At 69.1% G+C, this 13,566-nt stretch carries 9 protein-coding genes; 1 reads left to right on the top strand and 8 read right to left on the bottom strand.

What is annotated here, in order from left to right; all coding sequences use genetic code 11:
• Positions 1-126: 126 nt before the first annotated feature.
• Complete coding sequence (locus tag DFS13_RS04030; RefSeq protein WP_111441387.1) at positions 127-4,590, bottom strand: DEAD/DEAH box helicase; 4,464 nt, start codon at positions 4,588-4,590, stop codon at positions 127-129.
• A gap of 212 nt (positions 4,591-4,802) precedes the next feature.
• Positions 4,803-5,327, bottom strand: a complete 525-nt coding sequence (locus DFS13_RS04025) for a metal-dependent hydrolase (protein WP_111441386.1) — start codon at positions 5,325-5,327, stop codon at positions 4,803-4,805.
• A 399-nt stretch (positions 5,328-5,726) separates the two neighbouring features.
• Between DFS13_RS04025 and ggt the strand changes: the two genes are divergently transcribed.
• Positions 5,727-7,448 carry a gamma-glutamyltransferase gene (gene ggt / locus DFS13_RS04020; RefSeq protein WP_011547886.1) on the top strand — a complete coding sequence of 574 codons (1,722 nt, stop codon included), beginning with the start codon at positions 5,727-5,729 and terminating at the stop codon, positions 7,446-7,448.
• A 139-nt stretch (positions 7,449-7,587) separates the two neighbouring features.
• On the opposite strand, the gene DFS13_RS04015 is transcribed toward ggt, so the two are convergent.
• The 6 genes from DFS13_RS04015 to DFS13_RS03990 form a co-directional block, all read right to left on the bottom strand.
• On the bottom strand, positions 7,588-8,199 hold the full coding sequence (locus tag DFS13_RS04015) for an ANTAR domain-containing response regulator (RefSeq protein WP_006481676.1): 612 nt from the start codon (positions 8,197-8,199) through the stop codon (positions 7,588-7,590).
• A 6-nt stretch (positions 8,200-8,205) separates the two neighbouring features.
• The gene (locus DFS13_RS04010; RefSeq protein ID WP_006495016.1) at positions 8,206-9,348 is read right to left on the bottom strand and encodes a transporter substrate-binding domain-containing protein; all 1,143 of its coding nucleotides are present in this window, start codon (positions 9,346-9,348) and stop codon (positions 8,206-8,208) included.
• A 32-nt stretch (positions 9,349-9,380) separates the two neighbouring features.
• The gene (locus DFS13_RS04005; RefSeq protein WP_111441385.1) at positions 9,381-10,937 is read right to left on the bottom strand and encodes a VWA domain-containing protein; all 1,557 of its coding nucleotides are present in this window, start codon (positions 10,935-10,937) and stop codon (positions 9,381-9,383) included.
• Positions 10,934-11,767, bottom strand: a complete 834-nt coding sequence (locus DFS13_RS04000; RefSeq protein ID WP_006495014.1) for a CbbQ/NirQ/NorQ/GpvN family protein — start codon at positions 11,765-11,767, stop codon at positions 10,934-10,936. The genes DFS13_RS04005 and DFS13_RS04000 overlap by 4 nt, the downstream gene beginning before the upstream one ends.
• Positions 11,767-12,249, bottom strand: a complete 483-nt coding sequence (locus tag DFS13_RS03995; RefSeq protein WP_006481687.1) for an AmiS/UreI family transporter — start codon at positions 12,247-12,249, stop codon at positions 11,767-11,769. Before DFS13_RS03995 ends, DFS13_RS04000 begins: the two co-directional genes overlap by 1 nt.
• Before the next feature lie 68 nt (positions 12,250-12,317).
• A complete protein-coding gene (locus tag DFS13_RS03990; protein WP_059723274.1) occupies positions 12,318-13,355 on the bottom strand; it encodes an aliphatic amidase in 1,038 nt (345 codons plus the stop codon).
• Between the last annotated feature and the right edge of the window lie 211 nt (positions 13,356-13,566).

Below are 13,566 nucleotides of genomic sequence, written 5' to 3'. Positions count from 1 at the left end.
GGAAAACTTGTTCTGTATGGACGACGCGCGCAAGCCCGCGCGGTCGATCGTTCGATGCTACCCGAACGATGACGACCGCGCGGCCCCGCGTTCAGTAGTCTGGTGCCGCGTGGCTGTCAGCCGATGTCAGCAGGAACGCGCGAGCCGCAGCCGTGCGTCCTCGCGCGCGGCGGGCGACAGGTCGGCTGCGTAGTGGAACGTACCCGATACCAGCGACGCGACGGGCACGCCGTCGCGAAACAGCACGCGATTGCCGGCCAGCGCCGGCACCTTGTCGCCGGGCAGCAGCGTGCCGGCGAGATTCAGCGGGTCGGCGCCCGTCACGCACACGTATTGTCCATCGCCCGGTTGCCGTCGCAGTTCACGCAGGATCGGAATGGCCTCGGGCAGCGCGAACTGCTCGCCCGCGAGCCCGGCGACGAAGCGGCCGCCGCGAATCTCGCCGCGTGCTTCGAGGCGCTGCAGTACGCGCACGAGTTCGCGCCAGCTCGGCAGCCAGTCGGCTTCGCGTTCGAGCAACCGCCAGAACACGACGCCGTAGCGGCGCAGCAGCGTCCACACGATATGTTCGAGCGCGTCGGAATCGGTCGTGGCGAGGCCGCGTTTCGGCGCGGGCGCGTCGTCGTCCGACGGTGCCTGACGCTGCACGAGCGCCCAGCGGCCGGCATCGTCCATCCCGCCGATCAGCGCGCCGCCGCGTCGCGTGCGGGGCGCATAGGTCGCGCTGCGCTTGACGGCCGGCTTCAGCAGCGCGCGCAGGCCCGCGTAGCTGTCCGCATTCACGAGGCCGGCCGACACGAGTTCGCCGAGCGCCTGTTCGAGCTCGACGGGCAGCATGTGTAGCTCGTCGAGCAGGGCATCGAAGAACATCGCGCCGTGCGCGGCGAGCGCGTCGCGCACTTGCGTGGCGCGTGCGGACAGCGCCGGTTGCGCATCGGGGTCGCGCAGCGCGTGCCACGCGGAAAGATGGCGGCGCGGCAGCAGCACGATCGGCGTCGTCTTCACGGGCGTGCCGGCCGCGCGGGCCGGTGCGCCGATGCGGGTCCACACCAGCTTGCCCGAGCGGCACAGCTCGTCGAGGCCCCCCGCCGTGTAGTCGGTGAGCCGCGCGGGCAGCAGTGCGTCTTCCCATGCGCTTGCCGCCGCCTCGTAGCCTTCGAGCTGTTCGACCACGGCGGCCAGCGCGTCGCGGCCGGTGCCGCGCGTGTCGGGTGTCAGGTGCTGCCAGTGGAACAGGAAGCGCATGAAATCGGCGCGTTCGACCGGCTCGATCTCGCGACGCAGCCGCTTCACCGTATAGCGATGAATGCGTGCGAGCAGGTGGCGTTCGCACCATTCGTCCGTGGCCGCGCCCGGCGTGAAGCGTCCGCGCATCACGTAGCCTTCGCGCTCCAGCGCCGCGAGCGCCGTCGCGATCGACGCGGGCGGCAGGCCGAGCGGCGCGGCGATCGCATCGAGCGAGAGCGGCCCGAAGCCGGTGAGCCGCGCGCGGATCACGTCGACGAGTGCGGCATCGGCTTCCCACGGCTGCGCGCATGCCGCCGGCACCTTGAGCGCGGGTGTCATGCGGGCGTCGGGATGCAGCGCGCGCAGGCAGACGAGCCGTTCGACCGGTACCCACAGCGCGGCGCCGCCCGGCGTCGCGAGTTTCGTCGCGCGACGGCGTTCCGCGAGTTCCGCGAGTCGCTCGGGCCAGCCTGCGTGCGCGTGCGCCTCGCTGTCGGCGACGCAGGCGAGGGTGAGCAGCGCATCGTGCATTTCGTCGGCGTCGCGCACGAGCGGCCACGCTTCGTCGCGCACCGCGTCGATCGCGTCGACGTCGAGCGCGCCGAGATCGTCGGCCGATTCGGGATCGCTCCAGCGGCGCGACTGCACGGCCTGCGTGCGGCGCTCCTCGAGCGGCGCGTCGTCGAGGAACGCGTAGGGTTTCGCGTTGAGGATCTCGGCTGCGAGCGGCGACGGCGCGGGCAAGTCGCGCGCGATGAGCTCGATCGCGCCGCTTTCGATCCGGCGCAGCAGCGCGAGCCAGCCGTCGGTGTCCATCGCGTCGTGCAGGCAATCGTCGAGCGTCTGGTCGACGAGCGGATGATGCGGAATCTCGCGTTCGCCGACGATGTTCTCGAGGCACGCGACCTGATCGGGGAACACCGTCGCGAGCAGATCGTCGCTTTTCATCCGCTGCAGTTGCGGCGCGGTGCGCCGGCCGCCGGTGAAACGCGGCAGCGCGAGCGCGGTGGTCGCGTTCCAGCGCCAGCGCACGCCGAACATCGGCGCGTCGAGCAGCGCCTGGATCAGCACGTGCTCGGCGCTGGCCGAACGCAGGTAGCGCCACACTTCGTCGAGCGCGAAGCTGTGCGCGAGCGACAGCGACAGGATGATCGCGTCGTCGGTCGCGGCGGCCTGCAGTTCGAAGTTGAAGTTGCGACAGAAGCGCTTGCGCAGCGCGAGCCCCCATGCGCGGTTGATCCGGCTGCCGAACGGCGAATGGATCACGAGTTGCGTGCCGCCCGATTCGTCGAAGAAACGCTCCATCACGAGCGTGTCCTGCGTCGGCAACGCGCCGAGCGCGGCGCGGGTGCGCGCGAGGTAGTCGGCGATCTGGCGCGCGGCGTCGGGCGACAGGTGGAGATCGTCGACGAGCCAGCGCAACGCGGGCGCGAGGCGGCTGTCGGCGGGGGCGAGCGCGGTACCCGTTGCGGCTGGTGCGTCGGCTTCCGTTGCCGCATTGCTTACCGCGTTGCCGCCGGCACGCTTGCGCCCGCCGCTGTCGACCTGTCGGTCGCCTTCCGCGAACAGCGCGTCGAGCCGCGCGCGCAGCCGGCCCACCGCCGCCGACAGCTCGTCGCTGCGCCCGAGCCCCTCGCCGAGCCAGAACGGAATGCTCGGCGATTGCCCCTGCGCATCCTCGACCCGCACGCGGCCCGTTTCGACGCGAATGATCCGGTACGACTGGTTGCCGAGCTGGAACACGTCGCCGGCCAGGCTCTCGATCGCGAAATCCTCGTTGACGGTGCCGACCTGGATACCCTGCGGTTCGAGCAGCACCGCGTAGTCGGCCATGTCGGGGATCGTGCCGCCGGACGTGGTGGCGGTCATCATCGCGTTGCGGCGGCCGCGCACCGTGCCGCCGACCACGTCGCGGTGCAGGTACGCGCCGCGCACGCCGCGACGGCTCGTGAACCCCTCGGCGAGCATCTTCATCACTTCGTCGAAGCGCTCGCGCGTCAGCTGGGCGTACGGCGCGGCGCGCGTGAAGCTTGCATACAGCGCGTCCTCCTGCCATTCCGTGCACGCGACTTCGGCGACGATCTGCTGCGCGAGCACGTCGAGCGGCGCTTCGGGAATCCGCAGCGCATCGAGTTCGCCACGCTGCACGCAATCGAGCAGCGCCGCGCATTCGACCAGCTCGTCGCGCGACAGCGGAAACAGTCGCCCCTTCGGCACGCCGCCGACGTGGTGCCCCGAGCGGCCGACGCGCTGCAGGAACGGCGCGATGCCGCGCGGCGAGCCGACCTGGCAGACGAGATCGACGTCGCCGATGTCGATGCCGAGTTCGAGCGACGCGGTCGCGACGAGCAGCTTCAGTTCGCCGCGCTTCAGGCGCTGCTCGGCGTCGAAGCGGTGCTCCTTCGCCAGGCTGCCGTGATGCGCGGCGATCGCGTCCTTGCCGAGCCGGTCGGCGAGATGGCGCGCCATGCGCTCGGCGGTGCGGCGCGTGTTGACGAACACCAGCGTCGTGCGATGCGCGGCCGCGAGCCCGGCGATGCGGTCGTACACCTGTTCCCACACATCGGTCGCCATCACCGGTTCGAGCGGCACGTTCGGCAGCTCCAGCGCGAGGTCGCGCTCGCGTGTGTGGCCGGTGTCGACGATCGCGCAGTCGCGCGGCGCGTCGGCCGGCCCGCCGACCAGGAAGCGCGCGACCGCGTCGATCGGCTTTTGCGTGGCGGACAGCCCGATGCGCGGCAGCGCGCGCCCGGTCAATGCGTCGAGGCGTTCGAGCGACAGCGCGAGATGGCTGCCGCGCTTGGACGACGCCAGCGCATGGATTTCGTCGACGATGACCGAGCGCACGTTCGACAGCATCTGGCGACCCGACGTGGACGACAGCAGCACGTACAGCGATTCGGGAGTCGTGACGAGGATGTGCGGCGCGCGCTTGCGCAGCGCGGCGCGTTCGGCCTGCGTCGTGTCGCCGGTGCGCACCGCGGTGCGGATCGCCGGCACCGGCAGGCCGAGTTGCGCGAGCGATTCGGCGATGCCGGCGAGCGGCGCGTCGAGGTTCACGTGGATGTCGTTCGACAGCGCCTTCAGCGGCGACACGTAGACGACCAGCGTCGCGTCGGGCAGCGTGCCGTCGTGCGCGAGCGCATCGCGCACCAGATCGTCGAGCGCGCACAGGAACGCGGTGAGCGTCTTGCCGGAGCCGGTCGGCGCGGCGACGAGCGTGGAGCGGCCGGCCTTGATGTGCGGCCACGCGAGCGCCTGCGCGCCGGTCGGCGCGGCAAACGTGCGCGTGAACCACGCGGCGACGGCCGGGTGGAACACGTCGAGCGCACGGGCGGCAGGGCGGGTAGCTGTGACGTCCATCGGAGCGTTGAAATAGGGTGCGAGCGGGATGCGAGCGCGCGGACGCATCGCACGCGAATCGAATCGTCAGTGTGCCAGACGTCGCGGGTGCGTGCCGGGCATGCGTGCCGACGATTCACGCTCAGGTGGGGGCTCGCTGCGCGCTTTCAATGGACCGAAAGTTGCGTGCGCGTCGGCACGCCGATCGCGCACGGAATTGCGTCGAATTGCAACTAGACGCGATGCAGCCAGCCGAGCCACTGTTCGATCAGCGGCGCGCGCGACCACAGCGATTGCGCGAGCCACAGCGTGCCGCCCCAGGCGGCGGCCACGATGATCAGGTCGCAATGCCCGCTGTTCCACAGGTTCAGCGAGTGGCGCCGCCAGATCCACGGTACGCCGAGCGGATTCGGCCAGTCGGCGAGCAGGTGCATCACGCCGCCGCAGGCGAAGCCGAACAGCGGCGCGGCCCACAGCGGATGCGGATGATGGGTGAGCCCGTGCCACCCGAGCGCGAGCAGCGCGACCCAGCCGACGCCCCAGTGCGTGATGGTGCGATGCGTGATCCACAGGCGGCGCTTGCGGCTCCACCATGCGACTTCGAGCCAGTCGGGCGCGGTGCCGCCCGCGATGCCCGCCGCGAACGCGGCGAGCATGCCCGAGTGCCACGGGCCGGTGGCGCCGGTTTGCGCGACGAGGACGGCGGCGGCGACGCCGGCGGCGAAGCCGGATGCGTGATGCGCGTTGTGTGATGCCATACGGAGCGAGACGAAGAAACGTGAAGCGGCGCGTGCACGAAACGATGATGCGGCGCGCAAGCGGGGCGCTATCTTCGCAGATCGGGCCATGCCGCGGGCGAGGCGTTCGCAGATTTTTTTGCACGGGCGGCGAGGCGCGTCGCGCGGTTCGCAACTTTCGGTTTTTGTGCGGTGCGCGAAGGCGCGCGCCGCGGGCGATACCGAACGAGCCGCGTGCGTGTCGCGGCGCCGCAACGTGACCGGGCGCACACAATCGCCACGCTTTCGTCGCCCGTCGCGTGTTCGACCCTTTTTGTCCCCCTATACTACGAAGCCGGCAGATGGTCGTCGGCGCGCCAGCGGCCATCCACGGATCAGGTGCTCGTCGTGCCTGAAGGAGATCCACATGGGGGACATGCAATGACTACGCTGAATCGCTTCAAATCATCCGCTGCCGTGCTGGCGACGGTGGCCGGCATCGGCTTCCTGCCGAACGCGCCCGCTTACGCGAAGGGGCCGCAGCCCGCGGTCCTGACGAGTTCCGCGGTGGCGGTGGCCGACAAGTACAGCGCGGATGCCGCGGAGCGGATCTTCAAGGAGGGCGGCAATGCGATCGACGCGGCCGTCGCGATCGCGTTCACGCTCGCCGTCACGTACCCGGAAGCCGGCAACATCGGCGGCGGCGGCTTCATGACGATCTACAAGGACGGCAAGCCGTACTTCATCGATTACCGCGAGCGCGCGCCGCTCGCCGCGACGAAGGACATGTACCTCGACAAGGACGGCAACGTCGTCAAGGGCATGAGCCTGTACGGCCCGCGCGCGGTTGGCGTGCCGGGCACGGTGGCGGGCATGTGGGAAGCGCAGAAGCGCTTCGGCAAGCTGAAGTGGAAGCAGGTGCTCGCGCCGGCGATCCACTATGCGCGCGACGGCTTCGTCGTCGACGAGCAACTGGCGCAGCGCGGCGTCGACGCGTCGAAGGAGTTCGGCGGCAAGACCAACTTCGACAAGTACTTTTCCGGGCTGAAGGCCGGCGCGAACTTCAAGCAGCCCGATCTCGCCGACGTGCTGACGCGCATCGCGGACGGCGGCGCCGAAGGTTTCTACAAGGGCAAGACGGCCGAACTGATCGCCGCATCGATGAAGACGGGCGACGGCAACGGGCTGATCACGACCGAGGATCTCGCGCAGTACCGCGCGGTGTGGCGCCAGCCGGTGCAGGCAAAGTGGAACGGCTATGACGTGATCACCGCGCCGCCGCCGAGCTCGGGCGGCATCGGTCTCGTGCAGTTGCTGAAGATGAAGGCCGACCTGAAGCAGGACTTCGAGGGCGTGAAGCTCAACTCGCCGCAGTACATCCACCTCGTCGCGGAAATCGAGAAGCGCGTGTTCGCCGATCGCGCGCAGTATCTCGGCGACCCCGACTTCTACAAGGTGCCGATCGCGCAGCTGACCGACGACGCGTACATCGCGAAGCGCGCGGCCGAGGTCAACCCGAAGGAGCCGTCGGACACGAAGAGCGTGCAGCCGGGCCTCGGCACGACGATGCCGGAGAAGGCCGAAACGACGCACTTCTCGGTGGTCGACAAGTGGGGCAACGCGGTGTCGAACACGTACACGATCAACGGCTATTTCGGCTCGGGCGTGATCGCCGACGGCACGGGCATCGTGCTGAACGACGAGATGGACGACTTCTCCGCGAAGCCGGGCGTCGCGAACATGTTCGGCGTGGTCGGCAGCGACGCGAACGCGATCGAACCGAAGAAGCGCCCGCTGTCGTCGATGTCGCCGACGATCATGACGAAGGACGGCAAGGTGTCGCTGGTGATCGGCACGCCGGGCGGCTCGCGCATCTTCACGTCGATCTTCCAGGTGATCAACAACATCTACGACTTCAAGATGCCGTTGAAGGAAGCGGTCGGCGCGATGCGGTTCCATCACCAGCTGCTGCCGCCGAACACGATCTTCTGGGAGCCGTACCATCCGATCGAAGGCGAACTCGCGAAGCAGATCGAGGCACGCGGCTATACGCTGAAGGGGCAGGATTTCAGCGGCGACATCCAGGTCATCAAGATCGACGGCAAGACGCCGGAGGCGATGGCCGATCCGCGCGGACGGGGCGTGACGCGGATCATTCGTTGACTCGTGTACGATCCGTTGCAGTGATCGTGCCGACTGGAGCAGAAGCCGCCGGAATATCAGGCGGCTTTTTTTTTGCCTGAATTATTGGCAGGGTGTGTATGTTTGAAATTCAATCGTGTAGGAGCATTTGCCGAATGCATCACCGCTTCAGCAACGCATGCGCCTGCACGATCTGCTCGGCGAGCTGATTGATCGAGATGCGCCGCTCCATCGCCTGCGTGCGGATCTGTTGATACGCCTCTTCCTCGCTGATCGCGTTGTGCTGCATCAGCAGCGCCTTCGCTTCCTGCAGCGTGCGCACGGACATCGCGCGCTGTTCGAGTTGCGCGATACGGCGCCGGTATTCGTCGTGCCGGCGGCTTTGATGACACGCGAGCGCCATCGCGCTCAACAGGCCGAACGAGCGCACCGGCGTCGTGACCGCGCTCTGCGCATCGATGCGCAGCATCAGTTCGAGGATGGTCGGGCTCTCGTAGGTCGTGACGGCGATGAGCGGCGGCCGCGCGTCGTCCTCGAGCCACGGGATCGACAGGTGCAGCAGGTCGGGCCGTACCGCGAGAATCACGAGATCGACGCTTTCCGGCAGCGTCGCGGGCGGCGGCCAGCGCTGCTCGCTCGGGCAGCCGATGCGCGACAGTTGCTCGACGAGCAGCAGGCCGTTGTCGTCGTCCGGGTAGTACACCATCACGCGCAGCGAACGCAGTTCGGCGAGCAGGCGGGGCGTCGAGCGGATCGGGGTGCGGGCGCGCATCGTCGGTTACGCCTTCAGTTCGTCGGGCGCGTGCACGCGGTCGCCGAGCGAGTGCGTGACGAGGTACGGGTCGGGATGCACGCGGCGCGTCGCTTCGCGCACGATCGTGAAATTGCCGTCGGCCGTCGCGCAGCCGATGCGCGGGTACAGGCACGTGTGCTGCGTGAGCCGGTCGATCTTCACGCGGCCCTGCGGCGCATCGAATTCCGCATCCGCGAGATGCTCGACGAGCCGGTCGCGCTGGTCGGTGCCGGCGCGTGCGAGCGCATTGGCGAACAGATGGACCTGAAAATACGCGGCTTCCCACGGCGCGGACGCGCTCGCGTCGTCGCCGAAGCGCGCCTTGAGTTGCGCGATGCAGCGCCGGTTCACGTCGGAATCGATGGTCTGGAAATAGGGTGATGACGTGTAGTGCCCAGCCGCGGCCGCGCCCATCTGGCCGAGCTCGATTTCGGACGTCGTCAGGCTCGCGATCGGCATCTTGCGTGCGTCGAGGCCGGCTTGCGCATACGCGCGATAGAACGCGGCCGTGCTGTCGCCGACCAGCGTGCTGAACACGAAGTCGGGCGCCTTCGCGCGAATGTCCTCGACCACCGCCGCGAAATCCTGCTCGGACGCGACGAGCGGCATGTACACCTCGCCGAGGATCTGACCTTCCGGATGCTGCGTGACGAGGTCGATCATGATGCGGTTCGACTCGTACGGATAGATGTAGTCGGAGCCGACCAGGTACACGCGCGCGCCGAACTGCGCGGTCATGAACGCGGCGAGCTGCACGCTGTTCTGGTTCGGCGCGGCGCCGGTGTAGATCACGTTCGGCGAGAACTCGAAGCCTTCGTAGAGCGTCGGGTAGAACAGCAGCTTGTCCCACTTCTCGACGATCGGAATCAGCGCCTTGCGGCTGCTCGACATGTAGCCGCCGAACAGCACGTTCACGCGTTCGGTGGCGATCAGCTCGTCGGCGAGCCGTGCGTAGACGGCCGGGTCCGAGCACGCATCGCGCACGACGGGCACGATCTCGCAGCCGTTCGCGCCGCCCGCTTCGTTGATCTCGGCGATCGCCTGCAGCGTGCCGCGCAACTGGCTCTGGCCGAGGTGCGACGTGCATCCGCTCTGCGAGAACAATACGCCAACCTTCACACTGTTCATTCGGTCTGTCCTGTCTGTTCCGGGGAGGGCCGTCATGCGCTCAACCGCCCGGCCGCGTGCGCGACGACGGCGGGCAGGGCGTCGCCGGTCGCCGCATGCACGCAGCCGGGGCCGACGCCGAGTATTGTAGACAACCCCGGCGGCGCGCCGAACGACAAACCCGCGATCGCGACGCCGCGCTGCCGGGCCTGGCGCACCGCGTGGCGCGCATCCTCGACGAGATAGCGCGGGTCGAACACGTCGATGTCGGCGGCTTCGCCGTCGCCGATCATCAGCACGGCGGCGCGCATGCCTGCCGCTTCGCGACGCAGCAGCGCAAGCGCGTGACGCAGTGCCGCGCCGGTGCGCGTGCTCATCCCGGCGTCGGCCGCGAGCAGCGCCGCGCGACGGCCGGCGTCGAACGCGTCGCCGAAATCCTTGAAGCGCGCGTAGTACACGCGATGCCGGCCGTCGGACGTGTAGCCGTGCACGGCCCAGCGCCGTCGCTGCCGGTCGAACAGGTCGCCGAGCACGAACGCGGCGCGTTTTTCGAGCGCGGCGACCTGTGCGGCCGTCGATGCGGACAGGTCGAGCAGGATCAGCACGGGCCCGCGCGCGTCGTGGGGCACGCGGCGACGGAACACGCGCGGATCGGGCGCTTGCCTGGCGCGGCGCGCGATGCGGGCGGCAATCGCCGCGTCGACGTCGAGCGCGTCGCCATCGAGCTGGCGGCCGACGCGCCGCATCGGTTCCGACGCACGCGGCGACGGTAGCCGCTTCGCCGTGCGCCGGTCGGCCTCGATCAGCGCGGCCAGCGAGCGCGGCGGAGCCGACGTGACGGGCGCGCGCTCGACGATGGTCGTCCAGTCGCGGCGCTCGCGTCGCGTATGGCAATTCCATTCGGGATAGCGCGGCGCATCGGGTGCCGATTGAGGCTCGTCGTCGGGTTCGTCGCTTTGGCCGCCGGTCGCCGCCGACATCTCGATGCCTGCGTGGCCCGCCTGTTCGGCCGCGGCGGCGGGTTGCGCCCACAGCCACGCGTTGTCGTCGCGATACGGCAGCCACGCGCCGTCGTCGGGCTCGAAGCGCACGCGCATCTGGCCGAGATCGTTCGCGAGCCGCGACGCGATCGTGCGGAATGCGCGGTAGTCGTCGAGCCGGTCGCGCCGTTCCGCGAACCACTGCGCGCCCTTGTCGACCCACGGGTTGCCGTCGCGATACGACGGATCGAACAGCGCCTTCGCGAGCCGGGCGCACAGGCGGCCGAACGTGAGCCCTTCGCGGTCGATCGGTGCGAAAGCCGGCGCCCAGAACGTCGCCAGCCCCGGCCACGTGCGGACGAGCAGCGCCTCCACACGCGCATCCTCGATCAACCCGGCGACCGCGATACCGATCGGCGTCAGTGTGTCGGCCGGTTCGCCCGACGGCGAATGCAGCCAGTGCGCGAGCGCGTGCGCGGCCGCCGCGATGCGCGCGGCGGGCGGCAGCGTACCCGGCACGCGCAGCGCCGCATGGTCGAGCGTCGCACGCAGCGCCGCATCGTCGAGCCGCACGTCGGTCTCGTGCGCGGTCATCCCGTGCAGGAAGCGGGCGAGGTGCAGCGCGCTCATGTCGCGAAGTGCGCGGCGGCCATCGTCTGCAGCGCGGCCCGCGTGTCGGCGTCGTCGGTCGCCGCGTCGCTGATCGCGATCCGGCACGCGTCGAGCGGCGCGAGCCCCGCGACGATCAGCCGGGCCGCGTGCACGAGCAGGCGCGTCGAGGCGCCTTCGTCGAGCCCGTCGCCGGCCAGCGCACGCGTGCGCTGCGCGAGATCGACGAGCCGGCGCGCGGTGTCGCGATCGACGCCGCTTTCGCGCACGACGACCTCGGCCTCGTGCGCGGCGTCCGGATAGCCGAAGTCGATCGCGACGAAGCGTTGCCGCGTCGACGGCTTCAGCCGCCGGTGCTCGCCGTGATAGCCGGGGTTGTACGAGATCACCAGATGGAAATCCGGATGCGCATGCACGACTTCGCCGAGCCGGTCGAGCGGCAGCACGCGCCGCGAGTCCGTCAGCGGGTGGATCACGACCGTCGCGTCGGGGCGCGCCTCGACGATCTCGTCGAGATAGCAGATCGCGCCATGCCGCGCGGCGAGCGTGAGCGGCCCGTCGGCCCAGTAGGTGCCGTCGGCGTCGAGCAGGTGCCGGCCCGTCAGGTCGGCCGCGGACGTATCGTCGTTGCACGCGACCTGGATCAGCGGCAGGCCCATGCGCCACGCCATGTACTCGACGAAACGCGTCTTGCCGCAACCGGTCGGCCCTTTCAGCAGGACCGGCAGGCGCTGGCGGCAGGCCGTCTCGAACCAGTCGGCTTCGGCGCCGGCCGGCTGGTAGAACGGCGCGTCGACGATGCGGTGTCCGGCGAGCGGATCGGCGGCCAACGGTGTATCGCGTGCGCTCATCACCACCTCCCCGTCATCATCAGCATGCCGGGCAGCCAGCAGGTGCCGACACCGATCGCGATCGTGTAGCCGGGCAGGAAGCGTACGCGCCGCTTCAGCCCGAGCGCGACGAAGAACAGGAACCACAGGCTCGACCACAGCAGCCACATCGCACCGAAGCGCACGTCGTGCGACGTGCCCGCATAGACGAGCGCGCTGATCGCGACGAACAGGCAGTACCAGCCGAGCCCCGCGCCTTGCAGCCCGCGCCACTGGACGGCCGCCAGATACAGGTACGTGAACGCGAACAGCAGGCCGCCCGCGCTCGAGAAATACTGCGGGGGCGTCGATGCCTGCACGAGTCCGGCGAGGTTGATCAGCAGCGCGAGCAACCCGACGAGCAGGTTCAGGCCGGCCGCGTCGCGCGGTTCGATGCGGCCGGTCAGCGCGACGCCGTTGACGACCAGCACCGCGCCGATGAAGAAGAGAGCGACACCGAGCATGATGAAGGCTCCAGAGTGGGGCGGAGCCGTTCGCGCGGGCGGCGCGAACGACCGGGCAATGCGCGGGCTCAGCGGTGCGCGGGCGCTTCGGACGGAATGCCTTCGATCGGGCATTCGGGCGTGCCGGGTGTCGCGCGCGTCAGGCGCTCGACGGCCTGGCGCGTGCCGTCCGGATCGTTCACCCAGTTCGCGTAGAACTCGAACGGGCATTGCGCGACGCCGTTCGGCGATTCGCCGGAGCCGATCTTGCCGGTGTAGCCGCGGTGCAGCAGCTTGTACAGGTGGTTCTGCGACTGCATGTTGCGGCGCGCGTCGCGGATCAGGCTCACCGACAGTTCCGCATACTGCACGCCGTTTTCTTCCTCGCCGCATTCGCCGAGCGTGCGGCCGTCGAAGCCGACGATCGCCGAGTGCCCGAAATACGAATACACGCCGTCGAACCCGGATGCGTTCGCGACCGCGACATAGCAGTTGTTCATGAACGCCATCGCCTTCGACACGAGCACCTGCTGATCCTTTGCCGGGTACATGTAGCCCTGGCAGCGCACGACCAGCTCGGCGCCGCGCATCGCGCAATCGCGCCAGATCTCCGGATAGTTGCCGTCGTCGCAGATGATCAGGCTGATTTTGAGCCCCTTCGGCCCGTCGGCGACGTACGTGCAGTTGCCCGGATACCAGCCTTCGACGGGCACCCACGGCATGATCTTGCGGTACTTCTGCACGATCTCGCCGTGGTTGTCGATCAGCACGAGCGTGTTGTACGGCGCCTTGTTCGGGTGCTCCTCGTGGCGTTCGCCGGTCAGCGAGAACACGCCCCACACGTTGGCCTTGCGGCACGCGGCCGCGAAGATGTCGGTTTCCTCGCCGGGGATCGTCGATGCCGTGTCGTACATCTCCTTCGCGTCGTACATGATCCCGTGGGTCGAATACTCGGGAAACACGATGAGATCCATGCCGGGCAGGCCGCGCTTGATGCCGACCACGCGCTCCGCGATTTCGCGGGCGTTCGCGATCACCTCGGCGCGGGTGTGCAGGCGCGGCATCTTGTACTGGACGACGGCGACGCCGACGGCGTCGTTGCTGCTGGAAATATCGCCATGACGCATGGTGTGCTCCTGGTTCGGGTGAAGACGTGCGTTTTCGAAAGGCAAAAAAAAGCCCTTGCCTCGACGAGCGAGGCAAGGGCTTCTTTGCCGGTCCGTTCATCCGACAACGCTGTCGGATAACGGGAATGCGGATGAGTGGCCGGATGCGCGGCCGGCGAAGCGCGGGCTATCGGGCTCGCGCTGCGCACGATCGTGGGACGTCTTTGTCCGC

The sequence above is a fragment of the Burkholderia sp. 28_3 genome (genome assembly GCF_003253915.1).
Lineage (GTDB): Bacteria > Pseudomonadota > Gammaproteobacteria > Burkholderiales > Burkholderiaceae > Burkholderia > Burkholderia cenocepacia.
This window is presented reverse-complemented; position numbering and strand designations above follow the sequence as displayed.